At 67.0% G+C, this 26,727-nt stretch carries 25 protein-coding genes; 10 read left to right on the plus strand and 15 right to left on the minus strand.

Going from position 1 to position 26,727, the window contains the following annotated elements; genetic code table 11:
* Positions 1 to 62 precede the first annotated feature (62 nt).
* Positions 63 to 221 carry a hypothetical protein gene (locus G6N42_RS24295; protein ID WP_163734006.1) on the plus strand — a complete coding sequence of 53 codons (159 nt, stop codon included), beginning with the start codon at positions 63 to 65 and terminating at the stop codon, positions 219 to 221.
* Here G6N42_RS24295 and iniR read toward each other — a convergent pair whose 3' ends face one another.
* Both iniR and G6N42_RS24305 read right to left on the minus strand, forming a co-directional pair.
* On the minus strand, positions 222 to 2,759 hold the full coding sequence (iniR, locus tag G6N42_RS24300) for an isoniazid response ATPase/transcriptional regulator IniR (RefSeq protein ID WP_163734009.1): 2,538 nt from the start codon (positions 2,757 to 2,759) through the stop codon (positions 222 to 224).
* Between the two features lie 3 nt (positions 2,760 to 2,762).
* A complete protein-coding gene (locus G6N42_RS24305; RefSeq protein ID WP_163734012.1) occupies positions 2,763 to 4,553 on the minus strand; it encodes an Hsp70 family protein in 1,791 nt (596 codons plus the stop codon).
* A gap of 231 nt (positions 4,554 to 4,784) precedes the next feature.
* On the opposite strand from G6N42_RS24305, the gene G6N42_RS24310 reads away from it, so the two are divergent.
* From G6N42_RS24310 to G6N42_RS24325, 4 genes are all read left to right on the plus strand, one after another.
* The gene (locus G6N42_RS24310) at positions 4,785 to 5,330 is read left to right on the plus strand and encodes an Rv0340 family IniB-related protein (RefSeq protein WP_163734015.1); all 546 of its coding nucleotides are present in this window, start codon (positions 4,785 to 4,787) and stop codon (positions 5,328 to 5,330) included.
* Positions 5,331 to 5,585: 255 nt separating this feature from the next.
* Positions 5,586 to 6,578 (plus strand): IniB N-terminal domain-containing protein, encoded by a 993-nt coding sequence (locus G6N42_RS24315; RefSeq protein ID WP_163734017.1) that lies wholly within the window; start codon positions 5,586 to 5,588, stop codon positions 6,576 to 6,578.
* A gap of 96 nt (positions 6,579 to 6,674) precedes the next feature.
* Complete coding sequence (locus G6N42_RS24320) at positions 6,675 to 8,543, plus strand: dynamin family protein (protein WP_163734020.1); 1,869 nt, start codon at positions 6,675 to 6,677, stop codon at positions 8,541 to 8,543.
* A 22-nt stretch (positions 8,544 to 8,565) separates the two neighbouring features.
* Positions 8,566 to 10,059 carry a dynamin family protein gene (locus G6N42_RS24325; protein WP_163734023.1) on the plus strand — a complete coding sequence of 498 codons (1,494 nt, stop codon included), beginning with the start codon at positions 8,566 to 8,568 and terminating at the stop codon, positions 10,057 to 10,059.
* Here the strand turns inward: G6N42_RS24325 and G6N42_RS24330 are convergent.
* The 6 genes from G6N42_RS24330 to G6N42_RS24355 form a co-directional block, all read right to left on the minus strand.
* Complete coding sequence (locus tag G6N42_RS24330) at positions 10,056 to 10,538, minus strand: hypothetical protein (RefSeq protein WP_163734026.1); 483 nt, start codon at positions 10,536 to 10,538, stop codon at positions 10,056 to 10,058. The genes G6N42_RS24325 and G6N42_RS24330 overlap by 4 nt on opposite strands.
* Before the next feature lie 19 nt (positions 10,539 to 10,557).
* Positions 10,558 to 10,995: a hypothetical protein gene (locus tag G6N42_RS24335; protein ID WP_163734029.1), complete on the minus strand. Its 438-nt coding sequence runs from the start codon at positions 10,993 to 10,995 to the stop codon at positions 10,558 to 10,560.
* A gap of 39 nt (positions 10,996 to 11,034) precedes the next feature.
* Entirely contained in the window at positions 11,035 to 11,979 is a 945-nt protein-coding gene (locus G6N42_RS24340; protein WP_163734032.1) for an LLM class F420-dependent oxidoreductase, read from the minus strand.
* A gap of 19 nt (positions 11,980 to 11,998) precedes the next feature.
* Positions 11,999 to 12,547 (minus strand): hypothetical protein, encoded by a 549-nt coding sequence (locus G6N42_RS24345; protein ID WP_163734035.1) that lies wholly within the window; start codon positions 12,545 to 12,547, stop codon positions 11,999 to 12,001.
* On the minus strand, positions 12,544 to 13,164 hold the full coding sequence (locus G6N42_RS24350; RefSeq protein WP_163734038.1) for a TIGR03085 family metal-binding protein: 621 nt from the start codon (positions 13,162 to 13,164) through the stop codon (positions 12,544 to 12,546). Before G6N42_RS24350 ends, G6N42_RS24345 begins: the two co-directional genes overlap by 4 nt.
* A 76-nt stretch (positions 13,165 to 13,240) precedes the next feature.
* The gene (locus G6N42_RS24355) at positions 13,241 to 13,516 is read right to left on the minus strand and encodes a hypothetical protein (protein WP_163734041.1); all 276 of its coding nucleotides are present in this window, start codon (positions 13,514 to 13,516) and stop codon (positions 13,241 to 13,243) included.
* Between the two features lie 177 nt (positions 13,517 to 13,693).
* Here G6N42_RS24355 and G6N42_RS24360 point away from each other — a divergent pair, with 177 nt between their 5' ends.
* Positions 13,694 to 14,188, plus strand: a complete 495-nt coding sequence (locus tag G6N42_RS24360) for an immunoglobulin domain-containing protein (RefSeq protein ID WP_197905554.1) — start codon at positions 13,694 to 13,696, stop codon at positions 14,186 to 14,188.
* A gap of 15 nt (positions 14,189 to 14,203) precedes the next feature.
* Here the strand turns inward: G6N42_RS24360 and G6N42_RS24365 are convergent, their stop codons facing one another.
* Genes G6N42_RS24365 through G6N42_RS24370 form a run of 3 tightly spaced genes read right to left on the minus strand, consistent with a single transcriptional unit; the run spans position 14,204 to position 17,984 of the window.
* Positions 14,204 to 15,250, minus strand: coding sequence for a phenylacetate--CoA ligase family protein (locus G6N42_RS24365; RefSeq protein WP_232076288.1), 1,047 nt, complete (start codon positions 15,248 to 15,250; stop codon positions 14,204 to 14,206).
* A 15-nt stretch (positions 15,251 to 15,265) separates the two neighbouring features.
* Positions 15,266 to 15,646, minus strand: coding sequence for a phenylacetate--CoA ligase family protein (locus tag G6N42_RS31320; protein WP_232076290.1), 381 nt, complete (start codon positions 15,644 to 15,646; stop codon positions 15,266 to 15,268).
* Positions 15,615 to 17,984: a heavy metal translocating P-type ATPase gene (locus tag G6N42_RS24370; protein ID WP_232076292.1), complete on the minus strand. Its 2,370-nt coding sequence runs from the start codon at positions 17,982 to 17,984 to the stop codon at positions 15,615 to 15,617. The genes G6N42_RS31320 and G6N42_RS24370 overlap by 32 nt, the downstream gene beginning before the upstream one ends.
* Positions 17,985 to 18,274: 290 nt before the next feature.
* Between G6N42_RS24370 and dnaK the strand changes: the two genes are divergently transcribed.
* Genes dnaK through G6N42_RS24390 form a run of 4 tightly spaced genes read left to right on the plus strand, consistent with a single transcriptional unit; the run spans position 18,275 to position 22,318 of the window.
* Positions 18,275 to 20,137: a molecular chaperone DnaK gene (gene dnaK / locus G6N42_RS24375; protein WP_163734045.1), complete on the plus strand. Its 1,863-nt coding sequence runs from the start codon at positions 18,275 to 18,277 to the stop codon at positions 20,135 to 20,137.
* On the plus strand, positions 20,134 to 20,748 hold the full coding sequence (grpE, locus tag G6N42_RS24380) for a nucleotide exchange factor GrpE (RefSeq protein WP_163734047.1): 615 nt from the start codon (positions 20,134 to 20,136) through the stop codon (positions 20,746 to 20,748). The genes dnaK and grpE overlap by 4 nt, the downstream gene beginning before the upstream one ends.
* 23 nt (positions 20,749 to 20,771) lie before the next feature.
* Positions 20,772 to 21,953 carry a molecular chaperone DnaJ gene (gene dnaJ / locus G6N42_RS24385; protein WP_083124045.1) on the plus strand — a complete coding sequence of 394 codons (1,182 nt, stop codon included), beginning with the start codon at positions 20,772 to 20,774 and terminating at the stop codon, positions 21,951 to 21,953.
* Complete coding sequence (locus tag G6N42_RS24390) at positions 21,953 to 22,318, plus strand: heat shock protein transcriptional repressor HspR (protein ID WP_174262290.1); 366 nt, start codon at positions 21,953 to 21,955, stop codon at positions 22,316 to 22,318. Before dnaJ ends, G6N42_RS24390 begins: the two co-directional genes overlap by 1 nt.
* Positions 22,319 to 22,414: 96 nt before the next feature.
* On the opposite strand, the gene G6N42_RS24395 is transcribed toward G6N42_RS24390, so the two are convergent.
* The 4 genes from G6N42_RS24395 to G6N42_RS24410 all read right to left on the minus strand — a co-directional run bounded on the left by G6N42_RS24395 (position 22,415) and on the right by G6N42_RS24410 (position 26,692).
* On the minus strand, positions 22,415 to 23,314 hold the full coding sequence (locus tag G6N42_RS24395) for an aldose 1-epimerase (protein ID WP_163734051.1): 900 nt from the start codon (positions 23,312 to 23,314) through the stop codon (positions 22,415 to 22,417).
* Between the two features lie 148 nt (positions 23,315 to 23,462).
* A complete protein-coding gene (locus G6N42_RS24400) occupies positions 23,463 to 24,518 on the minus strand; it encodes an NAD(P)-dependent alcohol dehydrogenase (protein WP_232076295.1) in 1,056 nt (351 codons plus the stop codon).
* A 16-nt stretch (positions 24,519 to 24,534) separates the two neighbouring features.
* The gene (locus tag G6N42_RS24405; protein ID WP_163734054.1) at positions 24,535 to 25,698 is read right to left on the minus strand and encodes an FAD-binding oxidoreductase; all 1,164 of its coding nucleotides are present in this window, start codon (positions 25,696 to 25,698) and stop codon (positions 24,535 to 24,537) included.
* Positions 25,679 to 26,692: an ABC transporter permease gene (locus tag G6N42_RS24410; RefSeq protein ID WP_174262154.1), complete on the minus strand. Its 1,014-nt coding sequence runs from the start codon at positions 26,690 to 26,692 to the stop codon at positions 25,679 to 25,681. Before G6N42_RS24410 ends, G6N42_RS24405 begins: the two co-directional genes overlap by 20 nt.
* Positions 26,693 to 26,727: the final 35 nt, after the last annotated feature.

Consider the following 26,727-nt stretch of genomic DNA (forward strand, 5'->3'; position numbering starts at 1 on the left):
ACACCACAGCTGGATTCAGGTCTACGCAGGCTGACCTAACTACGGTTCGCCACACTCATCGGATGGCTGTCGGGGTTGCCGGTGTCGCCGGCGAATGGACTCGCGCCGGCACCCTTTCGGGGCCTATCGGCGGTGATGGCGGCGGTGGCGGCGGCGCGCACTCAGTGGCCGGCGGCGCTGCTGCGGCCGCCGCTGACACCGGTGGCAGGAATCACAGGTAATCAGCCTTGTGGTGCGACCATCGCGCGCAACATCGACAACATCTCCGAACGCGATTCGGCTCCCAGCCGTCGCCGGATCCGCGCGACGTGATGCTCGACGGTCTTCGCTGAGATGAACAGCTGGGTGCCGATGTCGCGGTACGGCATGCCGAGCAATAGGAGCTCGGCGACTTCGCGCTCGCGGTCCGACAGTTTCGTCGCGGCCGGGCGGGTGGGACCGGGGTGGCTGTCGAGGGCTGCGGGTGCGTCGAGGCTCGGCGTCGCATCCAATGCGGTGGTCTGTTTCAGGTCGCGAGCCAGCTGCAGCATCGCACCCGAAACGCGGCCGTCGGGCGTGTGCAACGCGGCCTGCCCCGCCAGCCGGGTGGCATCCCAGGTGAGCCCGAACTGTGACAGCCCGCGCGCCGCCGTGCCGACTTCGTCGGTATCCACGTGGTTGGCGAGCACGCGCAGCCACGTGCGGCCCGCGGTGGCCAACGCCTTGGCGAAGGGGCTGTGTGCGGCGGCGGCGGTCAACGCCTGACCGTGCGGCGCCACCGCCTCCGGTGAATTGGCGAGGATCCCCGCGTGCACACCGGCCCAGCGCAACGGCACCGACCACAACAGCGGGTTGCCGAGCGAGTCCAGCAGGGCGAACGCCTCGTCGAGGGTGTGCTGCAGTCGGTCGATCTGACGCAGCCGGGCCGCTGCCACCCATAGCTCGCCCAACGGCAGCAGGGAGAACAGGTCAATCGAGTACTCGGCGAGCACTTCGGCCGCCGCATACCAATGCTTCTGCACCGCGCCGCTGTCGCCGCTGCGACGCGCGATCGCCGTCTGCAGCGCCGCCGCCCACAGCGCGTCGCGGCGGTGCAGCGCATCGGCGTCCGCGGCAACGGCGGCGACGTCGGCCGTCGCGGCCTGTAGGTGGCCGTCGAGCATTCGCACCCAGCCCAACAACAGCCGGTGTCTGCGGGCGGCGAAGGTTGTGTTCTCTGGGCTTCCGTCGAGTGATGTCCGCACGGCACGGCCGATCACGCTGCGCGCCCGTACGGGGTCGCCGCCATGCAGGGCGGCCAGCGTCACCAGCGCTGCGGGGGTATCGGGTGCGACGCCCGTCGGCGACTGATCGGCGGTGATCGACTGGCCCAGCCGGGCGACCGCCGAAGGGTACGGAGCATCGAGGGACATCAGGAGGCCCTCGGCGAGGCTGCGGGCGGCGCGCGACGTCGACGTCGGCGGGCCCGCGTTCTCGGCGCTGAGCGCCGCCCGGGCTGCGGGCAGATCCCCAACCGCGAGTGACACGATGGCGCCTGCCGAGCCGACGAACGCGTCCGGATAGGGGCCGAGCCAGCGGAAGATGTCGGCGGCCTGCGCGGAGCTGCCGTCGTGCGCAGCGATGCTGGCCGCGATGCGGACCGCGGCCGCGCGTTCAGCCGCGTCGTCGGACCCGAGCAGCTCGTCGGCTATCCGGCCCGCGGTCGCACAGTCGCCCGTCAGGGCGAGCGCGTCCGCCAATCTCGCATTGAGCTTCGTCGCCCCTGCGTCGGCTGCCGCGCGATAAAGCCTTGCTGCCCTTGCGGGTTGGCCATGGCTTTCGACCGCGAGATTGGCCAAAGCACTCGCCAGCCGATCGTCGCGAAGCCCATGCTCGGCCAGCCGCAAAGCGAGATCAGCTGACAGCGTGGACGATTCGATCTGAGAGACGAGCAATGCGATCTCGGTGTCGTGGTGGCGCGCGGTACCGATGATCTGTGCGATGCAGTGGTGTACGGAACGCAGGAAGGTGTGACTGTGCGACGGCTCGATCAATCCGGTCGCGCGGGCGCGGTCCACAAGGAATTGGGCGTCCTGGGCTCCGATGCGCAGCGTCGCAGCGACGTCGTCGGGGCCCAGGCCGGGACTCAGCGAGGTCACCAGCAGCGTGTCCAGCACCGGCTCGTCGAGTCGACGTAGCCGTTCGATGAGCGCGAAGCTCGCCGCCCGCGCGATCGCCGACGTCGGCGCATCGCCCTCGCGGGAGGACGCGGCGGTGATCGCCGGCCCCAACAGGAACGGCAGCCCGGCCGTGGACACCATGAGCGCCCGGATGAACTCGGGTGTCGGTGTGGCGCACAGGATTTCGGCTGCGGCACGCGTCACGTCAGGCGGGCTCAATGCGCCTATCGTCACAACGGGGTTCTCACGTTCGATCGCGGTGGCCAAGGCACGCAGCGCGGGCCGGTGCGCGAGGGGTTCCGTCGCAACGACGACCGTCGAAGCGGGATCGGCCACGCGGTCGACGAGCTGTTCGAGTTCGACATCGTCGAGCAAATGCGCGTCGTCGATCACGATGGCCGCTGCGGGATCGTCACCGCTGCGCGGCGGCCGCGTGAGCAACGGAATCCCGGCCGTACGCAAGGTGTTTCGCACCGCGGCGAGGATCGACGTCTTACCGCTGCCGATGCCTCCTGCTACCAGGAGCTTCACCGGGTCGCCCGGCGCTGCCGTCAGCGCCGCGATGGCGTCACGCGCGGGCGGCGGGATTTCGTTGACGTGCTCCGGCGCCGGTTTGGGCATGGATCACGTGCCGTCGTCGGGAATCACCACGTCAGGAACCACTGTTGTCGTGATGATCGGCTCGTCGGTGGTGGTCGGCGCTTGGGTGGTCGTCGGTTGGGTGGTGGTCGGCTGGGTCGTCGTTGGCTGGGTGGTGGTTGTGGTCGTCGTTGTAGTAGTCGTCGTCGTGGTTGTCGTCGATGACGTCGTCGCTGACGTCGTGGTCGTGGGGGGCGTCGTCGAGGGAGGCGGCACGACGGTGGTGCTCGGCTGGCCGTCGGATCCCGTGACGGTGATGGTCTGCGAGGTGGGTGGTCCCGCGGGCGACGGGCCGGTCTCGAAGGTCGTCGCCGTCTCGGTCACCGGACCCGTGTTGCTGGACGTGCCGGTCAACGTGACCGCGAGACCGCCGATGGCCAACAGCACGGCGGCCGCGGCCGCACCGAACAGGATGGTCGGCCGCTTGTACCAGGGCAGTGGCCCGGGCTCGGGGGTGAAGCCCTCCTCTTCGTGGCTGAACTCCATCGGCGGGCGGGCCGCGGCGCCGGTGGCCGGGTCGAATGTGTAGTCCTCACCTGTGTAGGGCACGGGTTCGCCACCGCCGGGCGCATCTTCTGACCATGCGAGCGAGCGGAACGTCGACGAATCCGTCGCATCGCCGGCCGCGCTGGCCGCGCCCGCGGCGGCCGCGCCCGCACCGGCTGCCCCCGCGACCCAGCCCGCGGTCGGGGCCATCCCCGTGGGAGCATCCGCAGCGGTGGCCATTCCGGTTGCCGCGTCAGCACCTTCGGCCAGCACCGCAGCGCCCGCGGCCGCGTTCACTTGCGATTGCGGGGTTGTGACGACGGGCGCACGCAGCCGCGTCGAGAGCTGCTGCGTGACCAGCGGGATGTTCGCACCGCCGCCGACGGTCGCCACGGCCGAGACATCGGCAGCGGCAATGTTGTTGCGCTGCAATGTTTCTTCGACGGTATTGAGGAAGCCGTTCAGCGGTGCGGCGATGAGCTGTTCCAACTCGGTGCGCGTCACGCGGACATCGGATGCGAAGCCAGGTAGATCGGCGTGGACGGCCGCGGCGGTCTCGGCGGACAACCGCTCCTTGGCCAGCCTGCAGTCGTTGCGTAACTTGGCCAGCGAACCGACGGCCGCCGTGTTCGCGGGATCGGCGTCGCTCGCCTCCGCGATGCCGGCGACGACATGGTTCAGCAGCGCCTGATCGATCTGATCACCGGAGAAGTCGGCGTACCGCACCGTCTCACCGATGGTGTCGTAGTTGGCGCCCGCGTCGGCTAGCGTGACGCTGGTACCGCTGCCGCCGAAATCGCACAGCACCACGACGCCGCTGGACGGCAGCCCCGGCGCCGACTGCAACGCCGAAAGTGCGGCGACCGAATCCGGGACCAACGCCGGCGCGACACCGTTGGGAGCCAGGCTCGGGGTGGCGCGCAACGCGCCGCGCAATGCGCCGACCGTCGCCGCACCCCAGTGTGCGGGCACCGCGATCGCGATGGGTGCACCACCGCCGACGGTGCGTGCCATTGCGTCGAGGGCTTCGACGAGCACCTGCTCGCCGCGGTGGGCCGAGCCGTCGGCCGCGACCAACGGCACCGGATCGCCCACGCGCTCGACGAACCCCGTCAGCACCATTCCCGACGGCCGGGTCGAAGGGTCCCCTGAATACTCGGACGGCACGCCGACTTCGGCTGCTCGGTCCTCGAACAACGTGAGCACGGAACGTCGCATCACGGGGGGACGGCCCATGCGAGCCGCCACCAAATTGGTCATCCCAATGGACAACCCGAGAGAGTCGCTCATCTTTTCCTCTGCGTTTCGGCCGACCATCACGATAGCGGCTCTGCATCCCAAAACCCGGAACATCCCCCTATGCCGCGAAAACCCCTAACGTCGGGCCCCCTAATGCCCCGGGTGTAGAGGTGGGTTTCGCACCGATCTCTGCGGCGTCCGCGGTGGATAGCATCGTGACAAGCCATCTGGCTCGTGCCATCTGTCTGTCATCTATATCTGTATTGGGAAGGAGGGTGTTTCATGGCCAACTCGCTGCTCGACTTCGTGATGTCCCTGGTGCGAGATCCCGACGCCGCCGCGCGCTACGCAGAAAACCCAGACCAAGCCATTTTCGACGCCAACCTCACCAACGTGACCACTGCCGACGTCAGCAACCTTATTCCGGTTGTCACGGAGTCACTGGGCGCGGCCCTGCCCAGCACAGGGGCCGAGGGCCTTGGTGATATGGCTGTCGACTTGGCCGACAACGTGTGGGCGAGCGGCGCCGCGACGGCGGCGTTCGACGCTTTTGACGACCAAGTGCCTGTTCAGGCGGTCGACGATGTGCACACGACCATCATCGACTATGTCGATTCCTCCGACGACGTGTTGGACTCCGGACTGGATGCGCTGCACGATTCGAACATCCCCGGGGTGGTCGGTGCCGACGACGGGTCACTCCAATTCGACCAGCCGATCATCGACGACCTGCCGGTGTTCGACCTGCCGGCCGACGGAAATCTCAGCGATACCGTCATCGAGGTCGCCGACATGGATTCCGACCCGTCGGGATACGACATTTTCTGAATCTTCTGACCCCTCACCACCACGACTGCGCGGCCGCAAGCGGCCGCGCAGTTTTGTTTTCCACCCATTGTGAGAGCGACCCCCTAATAACCCCCTAATCCCCTAATGCGGGTCCATGACCCATCCCGAGGTGCCTCGTAGCAGGCAGGGGTTTCGACCCCGTTTCAGAGGGCTCGGCAGCTCCCTAACGTGGTCATCAGTTCGCCGGACAGCCCGGTGACGAGCTTCCGACAACACGACTGAAGGACGACAAAAATGACGAACGTAATCGATTGGCTCCTGGACCTCTTCCGTGATCCGATCCGGGCCCAGGAATTCATCACCGATCCGGCCCGATCCATGGCCGCGGCCAACGTGTCCAACGTGACCGCCGCTCAGGTGCAAGCGGTTGCCGCGACGGTCGCACCCGCTGCAGTCCTGCACGGCGGCGGCGACCCCGTATTCGGGCTGCAGCAGGCCGTTGCCCAGACCCACGGCATCGCCTTCGCCCCGCAGCGCCAGACCGACCTGCTGTCGAACAACGACACCAGTTTCATGAGCCCCGAAACCAACATGTCCAACAGGACGGGTGAGGACTCGCAGCAGGGCGTCGGCAACTTCGACCTGGAATTCGGTGACATCACCTTGGGTGACAAGACCAGCAACACCGCCACCAACGGCGGTGTGGTCAACACCGGGACCGCGGGCGATATCGACGCGACCCATGTCGACGGCGACGGCAATGTGGTCGGTGACGACAACGAGAACGTCAGCACCGGCGACATCGACGATTCCAACGTCAACATCGGTGAGGACAACGAGATCGACGACAGTGGCGACCAGACCGCCGGCGGCGACATCATCTCCGACAACGAAGGACCCGTCATCAACGACAACGACATGAGCGGTGGCAGCGGCGGTGGCGCGGCCGGCGGCGACGGTGGCGGTGGCCTGATCGGCATCGGCAACGACGGCGGCAGCGCGTCCGGCGGGGCCGGTGGTTCCGGCGGCGGCATCGTGATCGTCGACAACGACACCACCGCCGTCGGCGGAGATCAGACCACGGTCGGCGGCGATGCGTCCGGAGGGGCCGCCGGTGGTTTCAGCGCGGTGGACAACTCGGGCCAGGACAACTCGGTCGACAGCTCGATCGACAGCTCTGTGGACAACTCCGGCCAGGACAACTCCGTCGACAGCTCGGGCCAGGTCAACACCTCGGTCGACACCTCGACGGATGTCGACAACACGATTGACGCCGGTCTGTTCTGATACCGCACGACAACGCCACTGGCGGGGATCGAAATTCGATCCCCGCCAGTTCGCGCATCTACCGTTGGGTGCACAACCGCGCTACAGAAGGACCTCATGACGCAACCGAGTGACCCTCGCAAGGTAGCGGCCGGCGAGCCGGCCAGACAGGTCAAGGTCATCGTCGAGTTGATCGACCACACCAGCAAGATCGCCGATGTCAACGAGCGCGGCGACCTGGTCGAGCGGCTGGCGAGGGCCAAGACCCGGATCACCGACCCGCAGATCCGGGTGGTCATCGCCGGGCAGCTCAAGCAGGGCAAGAGCCTACTGCTCAACTCGCTGCTCAATGCTCCCGTTGCGCGCGTCGGTGACGACGAGAGCACCGTGCTGCCGACGGTGGTGTCCTACGGCGAGAACACGTCGGCCAGGCTGATCGTCGCACGCCCGGACGGCGCGGAGCCGGAAGCCATCGACATCCCGATGGCCGACATCAAGACCGATCTGCGCCGCGCCCCACAGGCCGGCGGCCGCGAGGTGTTGCGGGTCGAGGTCACCGCGACGGGCCCGCTGTTGAAGAACGGATTGGCATTCGTGGACACGCCGGGGGTCGGTGGACACGGTCAGCCGCACCTGTCGGCGACGTTGGGCTTGTTGCCCGACGCCGACGCGCTGTTGATGTGCAGTGACACCAGCCAGGAGTTCACCGAACCCGAAATGACCTTCATGCGGCAGGCTTTCGGTATCTGCCCGGTCTCGACGATCATCGCCACCAAGACCGACCTGTATCCCCACTGGCGCGCGATCGTCGAGGCGAACAAGGCCCATCTCGACCGGGCAGGACTGTCGATACCGATGATTCCGGCGTCGTCGCTGTTGCGTAGTCACGCCATCCAGCTCAACGACAAGGAACTGAACGCGGAGTCGAACTTCCCGGCCATCGTGAAGTTCCTCACCGAGCAGGTGCTGTCGCGGCAGAACGATCATATCCGGGATCAGGTGGTTGCCGAAATACGCTCGGCTGCTGAACATCTCACGCTCAAGGTCAGCACCGAGCTGGCGTCGCTCAACGACGCGGATGTGCGGGCCCGGCTCACCGAGGATCTGGAGCGGCGCAAGGAGGAGGCACAGGAGGCGCTGCAGCAGACAGCGCTGTGGCAGCAGGTGCTCAACGACGGAATCTCCGATCTCACAGCCGATATCGACCACGATCTGCGCGGCCGCTTCCGGATCATCGGCCAGCACATCGAAAAGGAGATCGACAACTGCGACCCGACGCAGCACTGGGCCGAGATCGGGACCGAGCTGGAGAACGCGATCGCCACCGCGGTCGGGGACAACTTCGTCTGGGCGTACCAGCGTGCAACGGTGTTGGCCGAAGAGGTGGCCCGCACGTTCACCGAGGCCGGCCTTGAGGCGATCAAGATGCCGCAGATCGACGCCCGCGAGATGGGCGCGAGCCTCGGCGAGATCAAGTCGCTGGCCAATCTCGAAGCCAAACCGGTCGGCAAGGCACGCAAGGTCGGGATAGGCATGCAGGGCTCCTACGGAGGTGTCCTGATGTTCGGCATGATGACGTCGCTGGCGGGCCTGGGCATGTTCAATCCGCTGTCCCTCGGTGCCGGCCTGCTGATGGGCCGCAGCGCGTACCGGGAGAACATGGACAACCGGATGATGCGGGTGCGCAACGAGGCGAAGCTGAGCACGCGCCGGTTCATCGACGACGTTTCTTTCGTCGTGAACAAGGAGTCGCGGGACCGGCTCAAAGGTATTCAGCGCCAACTGCGCGATCACTACCGCGGTATCGCCAACCAGACGACGCGATCGCTGAACGAATCGCTGCAGGCGACGATCGCCTCGGCCAAACTCGAGGAGAACGAACGCAACACGCGCGTCAAGGAACTCGAGCGCCAGCTCAACATCCTCAAACAGGTGACCGACCACGCGGACAAGCTGCTGTCGGAGGCTCGGTCAGCGCCCAGCTGACAGGCCTTAAGCTGGTCTGTCGATGAGCACGAGTGACCGGGTGCGCGCGATCCTGGGCGGAACCATCCAGGCCTACCGCTCCGATCCCGCCTACGCACAGCGTCCCGACGTGCACAACGAACTGGACCGCATCGGCCGCCGCCTCAACCAGCCCATCCGCATCGCACTGGCGGGAACGCTCAAGGCAGGCAAGTCGACCCTGGTTAATGCGCTTGTGGGCGAGGACATTGCGCCCACCGATGCCACCGAGGCCACCCGCATCGTCACCTGGTTCCGGCACGGTCCGACACCGAAGGTCACCGCCAACCATCGGGGTGGACGGCGCTCCAACGTGCCGATCGGCCGCGACGCCGTCGAGGGTGGTCTCACCTTCGACTTCGCCACCCTCGATCCCGACGACGTCGTCGACCTGGACGTCGAGTGGCCCGCATCTGAACTGATCGACACCACGATCATCGACACGCCCGGCACGTCGTCGCTGTCCAGAGACGTCTCCCAACGCACGCTGCGACTGCTGGTCCCCGACGACGGCGTTCCACGCATCGACGCCGTGGTGTTCCTCCTGCGCACCCTCAACGCCGCCGACATCGCGCTGCTCATGCAGATCGGCGAGCTGGTCGGAGGATCGGCGGGGGCGCTCGGAGTCATCGGTGTCGCGTCGCGCGCCGACGAGATCGGTGCCGGCCGGATCGACGCGATGTTGTCCGCCAAGGACGTGGCGGCCCGGTTCACCAGCGAGATGGACAAGACCGGCATCTGCCAGGCGGTGGTGCCGGTGTCGGGGTTGTTGGCGCTCACCGCGCGCACCCTGCGACAGAGCGAGTTCGTCGCGTTGGAGAAGCTGGCCGGGGTCGACGCGGCAGAGCTGACCAAGGCGATGCTGTCGGTAGACCGATTCGTGCGCGAGGACAGTTCGTTGCCGGTCGACGCCGCCACCCGGGCCGCGCTGCTCGACCGGTTCGGCATGTTCGGGATCAGGATCTCGATCGCCGTGCTGCGTGCCGGCGTCAGCGATTCGGTGGCCCTGGCCGACGAACTGCTCGAGCGCAGCGGGCTGATCGCCCTGCGCGACGTGATCGACCAGCAGTTCGCGCAGCGGTCGGATCTGCTCAAGGCGCACACCGCGCTGCTGTCGTTGCGACGCTTCGTGGAGAACAATCCGATCTACGCGAGCCGCGCCATCATCGCCGACATCGACCCGCTGCTGGCCGACACCCATGCATTCGAAGAGCTGCGGCTGCTCAGCCAATTACGTTCGCGGCCAACCACGTTGAACGAGGACGAGATGGCGTCGCTGCGGCGCATCATCGGTGGCTCCGGCACCGATGCCGCCAGCAGACTCGGCTTGCAACCCGATGCCCCCTACGACGGGCCCCGCTCCGCCTTCGCCGCCGCCCAGCGCTGGCGCCGTCGCGCCGAACACCCGCTCAACGATCCGTTCACGACGCGCGCCTGCCGGGCCGCCGTGCGCAGCGCCGAGGCGCTGGTCGCCGAATATGCGGCCAGGGGTCGTTAGGGAGCGTCCGGCGTCACCGTTTCGGTGACCGTGCTCGTTTCCGTGCTCGTGCTGATGCTGGTGCTGACGCTCGGTGTCGTCGTCGTGGTGGTCGTCGTCGGCGGTGTCGTGGTGGTCGTCGTGGTCGTCGGGGACTCGGTGGTCGTCGTCGGCGTGTACGTCTCCGTCACGGTCTCGGGCGCCGACGTGGTCGTCGGCGTGACCGACCGCGAGGTCGTGGTGAGCGGAGTCAACGTCGTCTGCTCGGACGGCGTGTCGCCACCGGTGATGAGCTTGGCCAGGCCGAACACGATCAACGCGATGATCACCGCGCCCAGCGCCCCGAACCCGACGAGCGCGCCCGGCCGACGGAACCACGGGACGTCGTCACCGGGCGGTGGGCCAGGCGGCTCGTCATATCCACCGCCGCCGTAGTTGGCATAAACGGTCGGGTCGTCGTCCGGATGGTTCTGGTCGTCAGGAGATCCGTATCGCGCCACGGGGACCGATAGTAGGCGCTCAGGGATAAGGATTGAGCGTACGCGTGATGTTGGTGCGTGGCGTGCGCCGTGTCGTGCGGGTGGTGGGGCCTTCGTCCTCGTCGTCATCGTTGCGGGTCGTCGGCCGTCTGGTCGAACTCTCGCTGCTCGACGTCGTCTCTGACGATGACGTTGGAGACGTCGAAGGCCCGTCGATGTCGGTGGTCTCTGGCGGACTCGTGCTCGTGATCGTCTGCGTAGTGGTGGTGTCCGTTGAGGGCGACGCCGTTGCCGAGAACGACGGCGTGACGAAGTCGAGAGGGGCTTCTTCGGTTTCGCCGAACTGGCGGGCCACGGCGGTCGCGGCGACGATCAATATGCCGATCACCACGATCGCGAGCACGCTGGCCCCGAGGACCGTGGAGGTGCGATTGTGCCAGGGCTGCCCGTCGTCGTCGTCGAACTGCCGGCGGGCCACGGCGCTGATAGTAGTGGCGACATGCAGGTGAGCGCCTGTTCAGCGGAGCTGCGGGATCACCTCTGCGGCGAAGAAGTCCACGTGGTCGAGATCCGACATATCCAGAACCTGCAGGTAAACCCGCTGCACGCCGATGTGCAGGTAGGCGCCGAGCTTGTCGGCGATCTCGCCGGGGGTCCCCACCAGCGGAGAGTTGCTGCGCAGCTCGTCGACCTCGCGACCGATCGCGGCGGCCCGCCGGGAGATCTCCTGCTCATTTCGACCCGCGCAGATCACGAAGGCCGCGGAGTACGTCATCGACTCGGCTGAGCGGCCGGCGTCGGCCACCGCCGCGGCGACCCGGTCGAACTGAGTCTGCGCCGTTTCGAGCGGCGCGAACGGGATGTTGAACTCGGCGGCGAACTGCGCAGCCAGCGCCGGTGTCCGCTTGGCGCCGGCGCCGCCGATGATGATCGGCGGATGCGGCGACTGGACCGGTTTGGGTAGGGCGGGAGATTCCGCGACGACGTAGTGGGCGCCTGCGTAGTCGAACGTCTCGCCGCCCGGTGTCGTCCAGAGGCCCGTGATGATGTTCAGCTGTTCGGTCAGCCGGTCGAAGCGTTCGCCCAGCGGAGGGAACGGGATGGCGTAGGCCTTGTGCTCGGCTTCGAACCAGCCCGCGCCGATGCCCAATTCCACACGGCCGCCGCTCATTTCGTCGACCTGTGCGACAGCGATCGCCAGGGGGCCCGGATAGCGGAAGGTGGCCGATGTGACCAAGGTGCCGAGCCGTATCGAAGTGGTTTCGCGGGCGATGCCGCCCAGCGTGACCCAGGAGTCGGTGGGTCCCGGTAGGCCGTCACCGCTCATGGCGGTGAAGTGGTCGGAGCGGAAGAACGCCGAGAACCCGGCGGCTTCGGCCGTGCGGGCGACCGCCAGTTGGTCGTTGTAGGTGGCGCCCTGTTGAGGTTCGACGAAGACCCGGAAGTCCGGCGGTGAATCCACGCGCTCCACCCTAGGCGGTTCAGAAGACCTCGACGCCCGAGGTGTTGACGAACATGCCGTGACCGGTGCCGTCGTTGGTGAACCGAGTGCCGTCAGCTGTCGCGGCGATCGTCCAGCCGAGCGCACGGTAGGACTGGTAATCCAGCGTGACGGCCGGGATGGCGCCGAGGTTGCCGACCACCCAGCGCATGCTGCCGTCGGCGGTGACGTTCACCCCGTTGGCGGGCATGCCGTTCACTTCGACGGAGTTGGTGAACTGCGATTCGCAGCCGACCTCGGCCTCGGAGATCTGGCAGCGGGTCAGACCCGACTTCGTTTCGATGAACACGTAACCGGATTCGTCGGGCGACAGCGTCGTCGCGCCGGGCAGCCCGGTCGGCGGCGGTGTGGACGGTGGTGTGGACGGTGGTGTGCTGCTCGGCGACGGCGTTCGCGTCGGCCTGGATGTCGGAAAGCTCGGTTCGGTCGGTGAGGCACTGGACGCGACGGGATTGCCCTCGACGGTGGTGGAGCAACCGGCCAGTACGGCCGCGGACAGCAGAAGCCCAGCGGCGAGGCCGCCCTTCACAGGCCTCGTCGTGCGGCGCGCACGGCTTGAGCGGCTTGGGCGTCGGAGAAGGTGAGCCGGGCTTCGTCGCGACCGGCGACGAACATCGTGAGCTCGCCGATGTCTCCGGTGACGGTCAGCCCGGGGCCGCTGCCGACGACGGCCACTGTTTCGCCTTCGGGTGTCTGTAGCGTCACTCGGGCGGGCACTTTCCCCATGGTCAGCCTGGCCATGATGCCGACGGGGCGCCGGAGCGCCGCGATTGTCTCGGCATCGAGAGACCTTGGCTCCCAACCGGGTTGGGCCCTGCGGACGTCCTCGTGATGGATGAACATCTCATCCATGTTGGCCACCGAATCGAGAAGCTTGAACGGAGACAGCAGTGGCGGGCCCGACGAGACCTTCTCCACCAACTCGTCCCAGCCGCTGGACGATGCGGTCCTTCGCTGCACCTTGTCGGTGTAGCCGGCGAGGAAAGGGATCGCGATACCGGGCGCGGCGTCGAGTCTGCGCTCCCGGACCACCAGGTGCGCCGCGAGATCGCGGGTCGTCCATCCCTCGCACAGGGTGGGCGCGTCAGGCCCGATCTCGCTCATGGTCGCCACCAGGGCGGCGCGCTCACGCTGGGCTGCAGTCATCGCGGCGATTCTGCCACTGATGCGTAGCCGTCGGCCAGTGCACGTAACTGCACCGCGCTGTCGCCCGACCGCAGGGCTACGGGCCGGGAGGAGTCGTCTGGCGGGGCTGCGGGCCCATACCGGGGCCCATCATGCTCGGACCCATCATGCCTGGACCGGGCATCTCGTTCCACCGGTCGTGGTGGTATTCGCGATCAGTGCTGCGGCCGATGACGAACCCGGAGAAGAACACCACCGCGACGATGAACACCGCTGCGGCGGCGATGCCGGTCCACGCCAGGATCTGATTGACAGGACGGTGCTGGGCGGCCGCGGCGGTCGGCTCGGGCACCGTTTCGGATGGATCAGCCATGTCTCTACCCCCTGCCTCATCCGGTTTTGGTGCGGCTTGCTCAGGATGCGCTTCGGCGACGTTGGATCGTAGGGCCGATAGTCACACGGCCGAACGAAGTGACATGGGGCCCTATCCCATCGGGCGGCCGAGGCGTGGGCTGTCAATGGGATGCACAATCACCGAAAGGAGCCGACGATGCTGACCCTGGAATCGCAGATGACCGTTGATGGTCTCACCGGACGCCAGATCACCGACTTCCTGCTGGAGTGTGACGACGACAGGTATCAGGCGTGGTGGCCGGGCACGCACCTCGAACTGCATGTGCTCGAGCACGGGGGCGCCGACCACGTAGGTGACGTTGTGCTCATGGACGAATACGTCGGATCGCGGCATCTGCGGATGGTCGGCGAGGTGGAGACCGCCGTGCCCGGTGAGCAGATCGTGTGGCGTCTCGGTTGGGGTAGGCTCCCGCTGCCCGTCCGGTTGACCCTTACGCTGCGGCCGCAGGAACGCGGAGTTCACCTGTGCCACACCATCATCGCGGGATGGACAGGGTGGGCGCGGGCGCTCGACCCGCTGTGGCGGCTGTACCTATCGCCGGCGTTCGCGGGCGCCATGGACCGGCATGTGCATACAGAGTTCCCGCTGCTGCGCGACCTGTTGCAGCGCGAGCGCGCCAGCGCGACGTGAAGCACGGGCCCGACGTCAGACCGTCTGGGCGCCGCTATCGCTCGGTCGGTAATCCGCGTAGACCTGTCGGAACTTACCGCTTCGAGGATGCAATTGCGGTGGTAGGTCGTCTCTTTCGATCGACACGCCGGTCGCGCCGTGGTCGGCCAGAAAGTCGCCGAGGCGCCGCCGCAGTACGTCCCAAACCATGGGTTCCTCGGTACCTTCGGTGGCTCGGAATCGCACCGCGAGTGTCGACGGGCCACGCTGAATGATCTGACAGGTCGCTACGCCCGGGGTTTCCTCGACGACCGTGGCGATGGCCAACGGCAGAACCCGGACCGATTTGTCCCCCGCCGTCGCGAACACGAGCGTGTCATCCGTGCGCCCGATCACGTCGACCATCGGGAACGGGCTTCCACAGGAACATGATTCGGGACTGAGAACGATTCGATCCCCGATCTGGTACCGGATGATGGGCTGAACGCGGTTCGCCAGGTTCGTCACCAGAGCGCCGTGCGACAGTTGTCCCGGTGGTATATGTCGGTTGTGCTCGTCTACGGGTTCCAGTATGTACCAGTCACTGTTCACGTGGAGGCGTTGAGACGGACACTCGAATGTCAAACCGACCGCCTCGGAGGTCCCGTAATAATTGCCGACGCGGCATCCGAACGCCGACGCGATCCGCTGTCGTGCCGCTGGTGTCAACGTTTCCCCCGCGGCGTTGACCAATACCGGCGAGATGTGGAGCGAGCCGGCGCACTGCTCTGAGGCGAGCGCTTCCAACGCGCTTGGATATCCGCCGAGGACGACGGGCTGAAAAGCGTTGAGTTGGGCCACGATCTCGCTCACGGGAGCGAGCGCGGAGAATATCTTCTGCATGTGCGCGCGCCACGGCTTGGCGCGGATGCGGCGGGCCATCATCGTGTTACCCAGGAAGTGACCGTCGGTCACAAAGACCGCAGCGAGCCGCCCGTGACCACGAATCAATGCCGACAGGACGTCCCACCGCAGCATTGCGATCGGCATCGATCGGACGTAGCCGAGCGCGTTGTAGACCGCCAGGGCGTGGTGGTCGTGCATGAGTATGGTGGGCGTTCACGTCGAACCGGACGTGGTGCACACGACGTAGCGGCCGTGGTAGTCGTGGCCGATCTTCGTGGGGTCGGCGATGAACGCTTCGACTTCGTCGCGGTGCACCGCCGGGTCGGTCATCCACTCGTCGAAGTGGCTCATCAGGTCGCTCTTCGTGGCCGCGGGCAGTTGAGTGATATCCGTCAGCGTCTGCGGCACGTCGCGGTATCGCTCGGCAAAGTAGGTCGAATGCGTGCGTGCGTAGGAGACGAGGTCGCGCAGCCGCTTCTGTTGGCGCCGCGCGATGCCGGCTCGCCCCTGCCGGCCGGCCCAGTAGGTCTGCCAGCCCGCGGACAGGTGTAGCCGGAGGGCGTCAATTGTTCTGTGCGAGGTGTTCTTTGCCATCACCGGTGTCCAGGTCGGCGGCCACGGCGTCGTCGGCGAGGGTGAAGTAGTTCTCCTCCTCTTGCAGGAAGTGCAGCCGCAGCACCGCGTGCAGCCCGTACAGGCACGCGAGTAGGTCATCGATTTGGTCGGACTGGATACCGTCGCTGGCTCGGGCGAGTTCGACGTGGGCTGCGATGCGGTCGGACAATCGGCGGATCTCGGCGTGGGTCCTGCTCATGGTGGCCGTCGCTTCGCCGCTTCCGAGCGGACGGGCCAGCGCCGGATACAGCCCCGACTCCTCCGCCTGCTCGTGCGGCAGGATCCGCTCCTCGAGAAAGGTCTTCGCGCGGATCACCGATTCCAGTGCGCCCCGATCGGCGCCGGTGACCAGTCGGTCGGCCGCGTCGCGAAGGAGATCGACGGTGTCGCGCAGTTCGTCGTGCTCGGTTGCGAAGCGCCGCAACATGTTCTCCGTATCAGCGGGTAGATCCACCTCGACGTCGGGGTTGCCGCGCAGGGCGCGAAGCGCGTTGAGGATGACGGCCACATCGATGCCCTCCTGCAACAGCGCGCCGGCGGCGGGAGGTAACCAGCCCAAGGACGCAATCACCATGGCCGCCAACGACAACGCCATGCCGACCACCGCACTCTGCACGGCGATTCGCCGTGACCACCTGGCAATGTCCATCGCATCGGCGAGGCGGTCCAGACGATCCGTCGTCAACACGATGTCGGCGGCTTCCGAGGACGCGGTCGCGCCGCGCGCCCCCATCGCGACGCCCACCGTGGCCGCCGCGAGCGCGGGCGCGTCGTTGACGCCGTCGCCCACCATCACGGTCCCGGCCCGCTGTTTCTCCTTTCGGACCGCGGCTACTTTGTCGGCCGGGGTCTGCTGGGCGTAGACCTCGTCGAGTCCCAGCACCGTGGCGACTTCGCGGGCGGGTTCTGGACGGTCGCCGGTCAGCATCACCAGGCGGTTGAGGCCAGCCGCTCGCAGCCGCCGTACCGTGCGAGGGGCGTTCCGCCGCAACGGGTCTCGTAGCAAGACGGCGCCTGCCAGTTCGCCGTCGATGCGCACCCACGCGATCGCGGCCGAATCCAGGCTCGCCCGGTTCACCGCGGCGCGGGCCCAATCCGCATCGCCGGTGGGGCCGGACAGCTTCCCGACTTCAATGTGGTGACCGTCGACGGTGCCGGTGACACCGCGGCCGGCCTGCTCGTCGACTTCGGTCGGCAGCGACGGCTGCAGGCCACGGGTCAGCGCTTCGGTGACGATCGCCTCGGCCAGCACGTGCGGCGACATCTGGTCCACCGACGCCGCCAACCGAAGGATCTCCGCGCCGTCTCGGCCCGGCGCGTTGAGCACACCCACCACGACCGGGCGGCCCATCGTCAGCGTCCCGGTCTTGTCCATCACCAGGGTGGTCGCACTTCCCAGTGACTCCAGCGCGCCACCGCTGCGGATCACCACGCCGTGGCGGGAAGCACGCGACAGGCCGGACACGATCGCCACCGGTGCCGCGAGCAGCAGCGGGCAGGGAGTGGCCACGACCAGGACGGCGACCGCTCGCACCGCCGATCCGGTCGCCATCCAGGCCCCGCCGGCGACGGCGAGCGTCAACGGCAGGAACCAGGCCGCGTAGCGGTCGGCCAGCCGGACGATCGGCGCATTCTCCACACGCGCGGCTTCGGCCAGCCGCACGATGCCGGCGTAGGTGCTGTCGTTCGCGGTGGCGGTGGCACGAAGCTCGAATGGGCCGCCGGCGTTCACCACGCCGCTGCGGACTGGCTCACCGGACCGGCGCTCCACCTGCTCGGACTCACCGGTCAGCACGGATTCGTCCAACACGGCCAGCGCGTCGGCGACCCGTCCGTCGACCGGCACTGTCTCGCCCGGGCCGACGATCAACAGGTCGTCGACCACGACGTCGGCGATCGGGACGACCCGGACCTCCGTGCCGAACCGTCGGCGAGCGAATCGCGGCGCGTGCTCGAGCAATGCGCGCAGGTCATGAGTGGCACGACGCTCCGCGGCGGCTTCGAGAGCGCGGCCACCGGCGAGCATCACCGCTATCAGGGCGCCGGCCAGGTACTCGCCGACGAGCAGGGTGCCGCCCAGCGCCAGCACCGCGATCACGTCGACCCCGAGGCGTCCCTGACGCAACGTCGAGATCACCCACCACACAGCAGGTACCACGGCGATCGCCGTCCCGACGATCCAGCAGATGTCGGCCGCCTCCCGCAGTCCGATCAGCCAGAGGATGCCGCCGACGGCCAACGCGCAGACGGTCAGTGCCACCAGGATGGGCTCGCGCAGCGATCGCCAGCGCGCGTCAATCGCATGTGTCCGCTCCACACCGTGAACGGTGCTCGCGTCGACGTCGACGAGGTAGCGGCTTGGGTCACTTTCCGCTTGGTGAAAGTCCTCGACGGCAGGGCAGAAGGTCCTATCAGCCGCAATGCCCCGATAACGTCGAGCGACGCCCCTCGGAAGACGCGGGAACAAACTCCGATGCCGTGCCGTTGAGCCTTCTGACAGTTGAGCGTGCTTGACTCAAGTCTGGGTTGACAAGATAAGGTTGGCCGGAGCAGTCTTGAGTGCGGTGCACTCAGACCCAAAGATTGACTAATTCAGGAGGAACAACCATGGCTCGTGCGGTCGGAATCGACCTCGGGACCACCAACTCCGTCGTCGCGGTACTGGAGGGTGGCGACCCCGTCGTCGTAGCCAACTCCGAAGGCTCCCGCACCACGCCGTCCGTCGTCGCGTTCGCGCGTAACGGCGAGGTGCTGGTCGGTCAGCCCGCCAAGAACCAGGCGGTGACCAACGTCGACCGGACGATCCGTTCGGTCAAACGTGAAATGGGCACCGATTGGTCCGTCGAGATCGACGGCAAGAAGTACACCCCCCAGGAGATCAGCGCTCGGGTGCTGATGAAGCTCAAGCGCGACGCCGAGGCATACCTGGGCGAGGACATCACCGACGCGGTGATCACCGTGCCCGCGTACTTCAACGACGCCCAGCGCCAGGCCACCAAGGAATCCGGCCAGATCGCCGGTCTCAACGTGCTGCGCATCGTCAACGAGCCGACCGCCGCGGCGCTGGCCTATGGGCTGGACAAGGGCGAGAAGGAACAGACCATCCTGGTCTTCGACCTCGGCGGTGGCACGTTCGACGTGTCGCTGCTGGAGATCGGCGAGGGTGTGGTCGAGGTCCGCGCCACCTCGGGTGACAACCACCTGGGCGGCGACGACTGGGACGACCGCATCGTCGAATGGCTCGTCGACAAGTTCAAGGGCACCTCGGGCATCGACCTGACCAAAGACAAGATGGCGATGCAGCGGCTGCGTGAGGCCGCCGAGAAGGCCAAGATCGAGCTCTCGAGTTCGCAGGGCACGTCGATCAACCTGCCCTACATCACCGTCGACGCGGACAAGAACCCGCTGTTCCTCGACGAGCAGCTGACCCGTGCCGAATTCCAGCGCATCACACAGGATCTGCTGGATCGCACCCGCAAGCCGTTCCAGTCGGTGATCGCCGACGCCGGTATCTCGGTGGCCGACATCGACCACGTGGTTCTGGTCGGCGGCTCCACGCGTATGCCTGCGGTGTCCGAGCTGGTCAAGGAAATGACCGGCGGCAAGGAGCCCAACAAGGGTGTCAACCCGGACGAGGTTGTCGCCGTTGGCGCCGCGCTGCAGGCCGGTGTGCTCAAGGGTGAGGTGAAAGACGTTCTGCTGCTTGACGTCACACCGCTGTCCCTCGGTATCGAAACCAAGGGCGGCGTGATGACCAAGCTGATCGAGCGCAACACCACCATCCCGACCAAGCGGTCGGAGACCTTCACGACGGCCGACGACAATCAGCCGTCGGTGCAGATCCAGGTCTTCCAGGGTGAGCGTGAAATCGCCGCGCACAACAAGCTGCTCGGCAGCTTCGAGCTGACCGGCATCCCGCCGGCCCCGCGCGGTGTGCCCCAGATCGAGGTCACGTTCGACATCGACGCCAACGGCATCGTGCACGTGACCGCCAAGGACAAGGGCACCGGCAAGGAGAACACGATCCGAATCCAGGAGGGCTCCGGCCTTTCCAAGGACGAGATCGACCAGATGATCAAGGACGCCGAGGCGCATGCCGAGGAGGACCGTAAGCGTCGCGAGGAGGCCGACGTCCGCAACCAGGCGGAGTCGCTGGTCTACCAGACGGAGAAGATCGTCAAGGAGCAGCGCGAAGCCGAAGGCGGATCGAAGATCCCTGCGGAGACGCTGGACAAGGTCGATTCCGCGGTCGCCGAGGCCAAGTCGACGCTCGAAGGCAGCGACATCGCAGCCATCAAGTCGGCGATGGAGAAGCTCGGCGTCGAGGCCCAGGGTCTGGGTCAGGCGCTCTACGAGGCCACCCAGGCCGAGCAGGCCGCCGGTGCCGGCGGCGGTGAGTCGGCGGCTGGACCGGCCGACGACAACGTCGTTGACGCCGAGGTGGTCGATGATGACCAGGAGCGCAAGTGAGCCAGAACGATTCGCACGAGCCGGTGACAGTCACCGACAAGCGGCGCATCGATCCTGACACCGGCGAAATCCGTGAACAATCCTCCGGCCCGGCCCCCAGCGGGCCGGCGCCGGGGGAGTTCGCGGGCGAGAGCCCTGAGGAGGCCGGAAAAGCCGCCGAACTGCTCAGTGATCTGCAACGCGTGCAAGCCGACTTCGCGAACTATCGCAAGCGTGCCCTCCGCGACCAGCAGCTCACGGCAGACCGGGCCAAGGCGTCAGTGATCACCCAACTGTTGCCCGTACTCGATGATCTCGACCGCGCCCGCAGCCACGGGGACCTGGAGTCCGGTCCGCTGAAGTCGGTCGCCGACAAGCTCGCGACCGCCCTTGAGGGACTTGGCCTATCGGGTTTCGGTGACGAAGGTGACGATTTCGACCCCGCCCTGCACGAGGCCGTGCAGCACGAGGGCGACGGTACCCACCCCGTCGTGGGAACCGTCATGCGTCGCGGATACAAGGTCGGCGATCTTGTCGTGCGACACGCCCTGGTGGGCGTCGTCGACACCGTGCCCGATGCCGATAACCCCAACCCCGCCTCGCCAGAGGCCCCACAATCAGACGACAACTAGACACCGTAAGGAGGTGACGCGGTATGGCCCAGCGTGAATGGGTCGAAAAGGACTTCTACAAGGAGCTCGGCGTCGCCTCCGATGCCAGCGAACAGGAGATCAAGCGAGCAGCCCGAAAGCTGCTCGCGGAGAACCATCCCGACCGCAACCCCGGAAACCAGGCGGCCGAAGACCGGTACAAAGCCGTGTCGGAAGCCAAGGAAGTGCTGTCGGATCCGGCCAAGCGCAAGGAATACGACGAAACGCGAAGGCTTTTCGCGAACGGCGGGTTCGGTCGTGGTCGTTTCGGCGGCGGAGGCGGCGGGAATTTCGGCGGTTTCAGTTCCGACGGCGGCGAGTTCAATCTGAACGATTTGTTCGATGCGGCCGGCCAGACCGGCGGAGCCAACATTGGCGATCTGTTCGGCGGATTGTTCGGGCGTGGAGCGCAACAGCCGAGGGCAAGCCGGCCACGGCGCGGCAACGACCTCGAGACCGAGACCGAGTTGTCGTTTCTGGAGGCCACCAAGGGCGTGATGATGCCGTTGCGGCTCACCAGCCCCGCGCCGTGCACGAACTGCCACGGCAGTGGCGCACGGCCCGGCACCAGCCCGAAGGTGTGCCCCAACTGCAATGGATCCGGTGTCATCAACCGCAACCAGGGCGCGTTCGGGTTCTCCGAACCGTGCACTGAATGCCGGGGCAGCGGTTCGATCATCGAGCACCCCTGCGACGAATGTAAGGGCACCGGCGTGACCACGAGGACACGCACGATCAACGTGCGGATCCCGCCGGGTGTCGAGGACGGCCAGCGCATCAGGCTGGCAGGCCAGGGAGAAGCCGGGCTGCGCGGCGCACCGTCAGGCGACCTGTATGTGACCGTACACGTCAAGCCGGACAAGGTCTTCGGCCGCAACGGCGACGACCTCACGGTGAGCGTGCCGGTCAGCTTCCACGAATTGGCGCTCGGGACAACGCTTTCGGTGCCTACGCTGGAAGGCAAGGTCGGTGTGAGGGTGCCGAAGGGTACCTCCGACGGCCGGATCCTGCGGGTACGTGGCCGAGGCGTGCCAAAACGTTCCGGCGGACATGGCGATCTGCTCGTCACCGTCAAGGTGGCGGTGCCGCCGGACGTCGAGGGTGAGGCCGCTGAAGCTTTGGAGGCCTACGCGAAAGCCGAACGGGCCAGCGGCTTCGACCCGAGAGCGAACTGGGCCGGTGCATGATGCCCAAGCGAGCCAATGACGAAGCGCGGACCTTTCTGATTTCGGTCGCCGCGGAGTTGGCCGGTATGCATGCGCAGACCCTGCGTACGTACGACCGGCTCGGGCTGGTCAGCCCGCAGCGGACTTCCGGTGGTGGAAGGCGCTACTCGCAGCACGACGTCGATCTGCTCCGTGAGGTGCAGCGGCTGTCGCAGGACGAGGGCGTCAACCTCGCGGGTATCAAGCGGATCATCGAGTTGACCAACCAGGTCGAGGCGCTGCAGAGCCGCCTGCAGGAGATGGCGCGCGAGATCGAGGAACTGCGTTCCCAACCCAGGTCCAAGAGCACGGCCCTGGTGGTCTGGCAGCCGCGCAACAAACGCTAGGGGACGGCGGTTGCACACCTAAACCCCGCGAGCGGCCGTGTCTGTACACGACACACCGGCGATAGCCGTACAAATGCGGCCGCTCGTCCTTCAGAGTTAGGTCACCGTGATTGAAAAGCGTGCCGTGGACGGGTGTCCGGGCATCGCGCTGCGGTAGTCGCCGCGGCGCAGCGCGTCGGTCGGCGCCGCCATCGGCTCGATGGCGATGAGACTGTCCGTACCGGGGGCGAACAATTGTGCTGCCGGGTAACCGGTTTCGAACACGACGTCGACACGACGGTCGCCACCGGCCAGTGAGAACACCGCACCGTCGGCTACCTCGTCGAAGCCGTCGTCGTATGTCACGGACTGCAAGGACCCGGTGCCCCCCTCCCAATCGTCGTGCTCTCCGGTCGGGATGCCGCGCCCGTCCACCGGCAGATGCCGCATCGTCGGTGTCGTGAGCTGCCATTCGTCGCGCGGCACCCCGGGAATCGTGAAGTACGGGTGGTACCCGAAGCACAGCGGGACGGGCGCCGATGCCGTCGGCGATACGGTGGTCTCGATCGTGAGCCTGCGGCCGGCCAGCGCGACGTGTTGCGTGAGCACGTGCGGGAAGGGAAACGCCGCGAGCAGCTCCGGCGTGTCGAAGGTGACGCTCGCCGTCAGCGTGTTCTCCGACTGCGCGGTGACCTGCCAGCCCGGGTAGGCGGCGAGTACGCCGTGGATGGGCAGACCGTGTTCGTCGGCGCGGACGCCCCCCTGACCAGGAGTCAGGGTGACGACGGTCCCGTCACTCTCATAGTCGCTGGCGCTCAACCGGTTTGCCCACGGATACAGAATCGGGATGCCCATCGTCTTTCCGGCGGTCACGTAGGCATCCAGTCCGCGACGCTGGCCCAGGAACTCTGCGTCACCGTCGGCGAGCGAGGTCCCGATCATGCCCGCGTCGGGTACGAACGTGGCTGTCATCGATGACGACGGATCGCGAAGTGTTACGGGCTCGAATTCCGGCATGCACGAGATCCTCGCACGGTCCGGCGGACCTGATTCAATCGACAGATGATCGCTTCACATGAAGACCTCGAGACCCGAAATGTCGCGACCGTGCGCGCCAGGTTCGATGCGCGGCGTGACGGCACGGGCGGACCGCGGGAGATCCGGTCTAGTCGTAGACGATGACCGCACGTCCGACGAAGTCACCTCGGCCCAGTGCATCGATGTGGTCGTTGACGTCTTCGAAGTTCACCGGCGTGACCGAGTCCTTGATCTTGCCGGCCTCGGCGAGCGCGACCACTTCGGTGAGGTCGTTGTAGTTGCCCCAGAACGACCCGAACAACGAGTACTCGCGGCTGACCAATGGGAACAGCGAGATGTCCACCCGGTTGCCGACCAGTCCCACCGAGGCGACGGCACCCTCGGTCGCCAGTAGCGAGAAAGCCAGCCTGATGCTCTCCTCGGCGCCCGCACACTCGATGACCGCGTCGAACTCCCGCCTGCCCGTGGCCTGCTCGAGTGCATCCCGCGCCTCGTCCTCGGACCTGCCGCCGATGTTGATGGTGTGATCAGCGCCGTTCTCCGTTGCCAGCGCCAGCTTTTCAGCGTTTCGGCCGAATGCGACCACGGTGGCCCCGCCGCCGAGCAGCTTGGCGTATTGCACTCCGTAGGCACCGAGTCCGCCGATACCCATCACCGCCAGCGTCGTTCCCGGACCAAGCACCCCGGCGGCCTGCAACTTCTTCAGTCCCCGGTACGGGGTCAGCCCGGCATCGGTCAGCGGTGCCAGCGACAGCGGCGATAGGTTGCCACTCACCTTGATCAGTTGTTGGTAGGCGACGGGAACATACTCCTGATAGCCGCCGTGGGGGCCGAACCCGATCCAGTGGCCCTGGTTGCAGATGTGTTCGTTGCCGCGGTGACATTGGCGGCAGGAGCCGTCGCCGCGTGGCCCGAACACCACCACCGGGTCGCCCTCTGCCAGGCCAGCCGCGGCGGGCACTTCTGCGCCGATCCGGTCGATGGTCCCCGCGATCTCGTGCCCCGGTGTGGCAGGCATCGGCATGTCGGTGCCGAAGTAGCCGTCGATGAGTTGAAAGTCCGTGCGGCACATGCCCGCACCGCCTACCTTGACGAGGACCTCGCCGGGTCCGACGGCCGGAATCGGAATCTCTTCCAACACCAGCGGCTGCTTGTATCCGTGCATCCGTGCCGCGCGCATCATCGCCACAGTCTAGGGCTCAGGCGTGTGGATCGTGCTGGATACGTTCGGCCGGAGCACCTTTGGCGAGCAATGCGGCCTTGGTGGCCTCGACCATCTCCGGGCTCCCACAGATCAGGATCTGCCGGTCGCTCCAACTGCCGTACCGCGTAACGACCGCCGGGAGTGTCCCGGTCTGGCGGACGTGCAGACCGCGCGGCGGTTGCACATCGGGGAAGTCGGCCGCCCACGGCGGATCGGTGTTGTACTCCGACACCGGCGTCACGGACAGCCACGGGTTGTGCGACGCGACCTGCCACAGTGTCTGGAGGTCGTAGAGCTCACACGGATAGCGGGCGCCGAAGAACAGATGCACCCGCGGGTTCACGGCCTTGCGGGTGAGATCCATGATCAGCGTCCGCAGCGGCGCGAGGCCGGTGCCCCCCGCGACCATCAATACGTCGCCGTCGTCGCGGTCGATGTGCATCCCGCCGTGTGGGTTCGATATCCGCCACCGGTCACCCGGCCTCGTCTCGGCGACGATCGCCGGACTCACCATGCCGCCCGGCACCGAGCGGACGTGGAACTCGATGCCCCCGCCGCGGTCGGCGGGGATGGACGGACTCAGATAGCGCCACCGCCGCGGCCACTGCGGGACCTGGACGGTGACGTACTGGCCGGGGTGGTAGTACAGCGGACGGTCCAGTTGCAACCGGATCACCGAGACGTCCCGGGTGGCGCGGATCAGTTCGATCACCGTGCCGTCGCAAAAGGGCGGGCCCTTCTCGGCGTCGGCTGCCCCGCGCATCACCCCGACGAGCAGTGCCACCGCGTCGTGGGTGGCCTCGGCGAGCCTGTCGTCCCACTGTTCGATCAGCTGGGTGCGCAGCGTCGTCAGCAGCGCGTCCTGCAGGCTGTCGTAATGCCGTTGTGTCACACCATATTTGCGATGGTCGCGGCCCAGCTGCGCGAGGAACGCCACAGGCTCCTGGGCCCGCTGGTCGACGAGTTCGCCGAACAGCCAGGTCACCGCCTTGGCGAAGGCTTTTCGCTGAGCCGTCATGTCCGGGGGGAACAGGTCGCGGACCGACATGTCGATGGCGAACCAGCGGGTGTAGAAGCGACGGATCAGTTCGTCGGAGCCGAACGCGGGGTCGACGGTGTCGCGCAATATGCGCAGCGCGTCACGATCGTCGAGTCCCACGTCGTTCGATAGTAAGCGCCGACGCGACGATCAGTGCCAGACCGAGCAGCGACCAGCAGATCAGCACCACGGTCGGCAGTGTTCCGCCGGCTCCGTCGAAGAACGCCGTCGACCTCAGCAATGTGGCGTTCGCGCCCTGGGGCAGCCATTGCCCCAGTTGACCCCAGCCGCTGGGCAGCATCTCCGGTGCGCTGTTGAGGCCCGATAGAGGGTTGCCCAGCAGCATCGCCACCACCGCCCCGCCGATCAGCCCGGCCCGACCGAACAATGATCCAAGGCCCAGGATGAACAAGGCCATGGCCAGCACCCCCAGCGTCAAACCACCGGCCACACCCCAGAAGTTCGCGTCGATCGAACCAAGCACGTACTTCAGGAGTGCGGCCACCGACACGCCTGCCACCCCGGCGAACACGACCGTCGCGATGAGACGGGTCCACACCTCACGCTTGAGCGCGAACATCAATGCGATCGCCGGTAACAGTCCGGCCAGTGTGATCGGCAGCGCGGACGCGGCGAGCCCGACGCCGCGCGGATCATCGGTGGTCGGCGGGGCCAGGTCCTCGGTGGCTATCGGCACCCCAGCGTGCTGGGCGATGCCGTTGCCGATCTGTGTGAGCATCTGCGCGATCATCGGACTTCCGCCAGTCGCGATCAACATGTTTGGCCCGTCGGGGCCGAAGGAGATGCCGCCGTAGACATCGCGGTGGCGGATCGCGTCGCGAAGTGCGGCCTCGCCGGGGTAGTAGGTGATGGCGAAGGCGCCCGGCGCCTGCTTCTCCAGGGTCGCGCCGACTTGGCCGCTCGCCGCCTGCGGGCCGGCGACGCCGATGGGCACGTCGTGCGGCGCTGTGCGCGCGGCGGGCAGCGCGAACGCGATCGCGACGAGGGCGAGCGCGACAGTGAGCACCGCGATGATGCCGGTCGCCCGGATCGCCGCGGGGGGTTCGTGCGCGGGTATCGCGTGGGTGTGCCTGGGCACGGTCTCCATGACCATCAGCCGACCTCTTTTCACTCATCGTTGAATTAATC

This window comes from Mycobacterium gallinarum, from assembly GCF_010726765.1.
GTDB classification, from domain to species: domain Bacteria; phylum Actinomycetota; class Actinomycetes; order Mycobacteriales; family Mycobacteriaceae; genus Mycobacterium; species Mycobacterium gallinarum.

What these genes read in the sequence shown, in the direction of transcription:
- G6N42_RS31320 (WP_232076290.1), bottom strand. Translation starts at nt 15,646, where the DNA reads ATGGCAAAGAACACCTCGCACAGAACAATTGACGCCCTCCGGCTACAC.
- G6N42_RS24295 (WP_163734006.1), top strand. Translation starts at nt 63, where the DNA reads ATGGCTGTCGGGGTTGCCGGTGTCGCCGGCGAATGGACTCGCGCCGGC.
- G6N42_RS24350 (WP_163734038.1), bottom strand. Translation starts at nt 13,164, where the DNA reads ATGACTGCAGCCCAGCGTGAGCGCGCCGCCCTGGTGGCGACCATGAGC.
- G6N42_RS24325 (WP_163734023.1), top strand. Translation starts at nt 8,566, where the DNA reads ATGAGCACGAGTGACCGGGTGCGCGCGATCCTGGGCGGAACCATCCAG.
- G6N42_RS24410 (WP_174262154.1), bottom strand. Translation starts at nt 26,692, where the DNA reads ATGGTCATGGAGACCGTGCCCAGGCACACCCACGCGATACCCGCGCAC.
- G6N42_RS24395 (WP_163734051.1), bottom strand. Translation starts at nt 23,314, where the DNA reads ATGCCGGAATTCGAGCCCGTAACACTTCGCGATCCGTCGTCATCGATG.
- G6N42_RS24310 (WP_163734015.1), top strand. Translation starts at nt 4,785, where the DNA reads ATGGCCAACTCGCTGCTCGACTTCGTGATGTCCCTGGTGCGAGATCCC.
- G6N42_RS24315 (WP_163734017.1), top strand. Translation starts at nt 5,586, where the DNA reads ATGACGAACGTAATCGATTGGCTCCTGGACCTCTTCCGTGATCCGATC.
- G6N42_RS24360 (WP_197905554.1), top strand. Translation starts at nt 13,694, where the DNA reads ATGCTGACCCTGGAATCGCAGATGACCGTTGATGGTCTCACCGGACGC.
- iniR (WP_163734009.1), bottom strand. Translation starts at nt 2,759, where the DNA reads ATGCCCAAACCGGCGCCGGAGCACGTCAACGAAATCCCGCCGCCCGCG.
- G6N42_RS24355 (WP_163734041.1), bottom strand. Translation starts at nt 13,516, where the DNA reads ATGGCTGATCCATCCGAAACGGTGCCCGAGCCGACCGCCGCGGCCGCC.
- dnaJ (WP_083124045.1), top strand. Translation starts at nt 20,772, where the DNA reads ATGGCCCAGCGTGAATGGGTCGAAAAGGACTTCTACAAGGAGCTCGGC.
- G6N42_RS24365 (WP_232076288.1), bottom strand. Translation starts at nt 15,250, where the DNA reads ATGCACGACCACCACGCCCTGGCGGTCTACAACGCGCTCGGCTACGTC.
- G6N42_RS24305 (WP_163734012.1), bottom strand. Translation starts at nt 4,553, where the DNA reads ATGAGCGACTCTCTCGGGTTGTCCATTGGGATGACCAATTTGGTGGCG.
- G6N42_RS24390 (WP_174262290.1), top strand. Translation starts at nt 21,953, where the DNA reads ATGCCCAAGCGAGCCAATGACGAAGCGCGGACCTTTCTGATTTCGGTC.
- dnaK (WP_163734045.1), top strand. Translation starts at nt 18,275, where the DNA reads ATGGCTCGTGCGGTCGGAATCGACCTCGGGACCACCAACTCCGTCGTC.
- G6N42_RS24320 (WP_163734020.1), top strand. Translation starts at nt 6,675, where the DNA reads ATGACGCAACCGAGTGACCCTCGCAAGGTAGCGGCCGGCGAGCCGGCC.
- G6N42_RS24400 (WP_232076295.1), bottom strand. Translation starts at nt 24,518, where the DNA reads ATGATGCGCGCGGCACGGATGCACGGATACAAGCAGCCGCTGGTGTTG.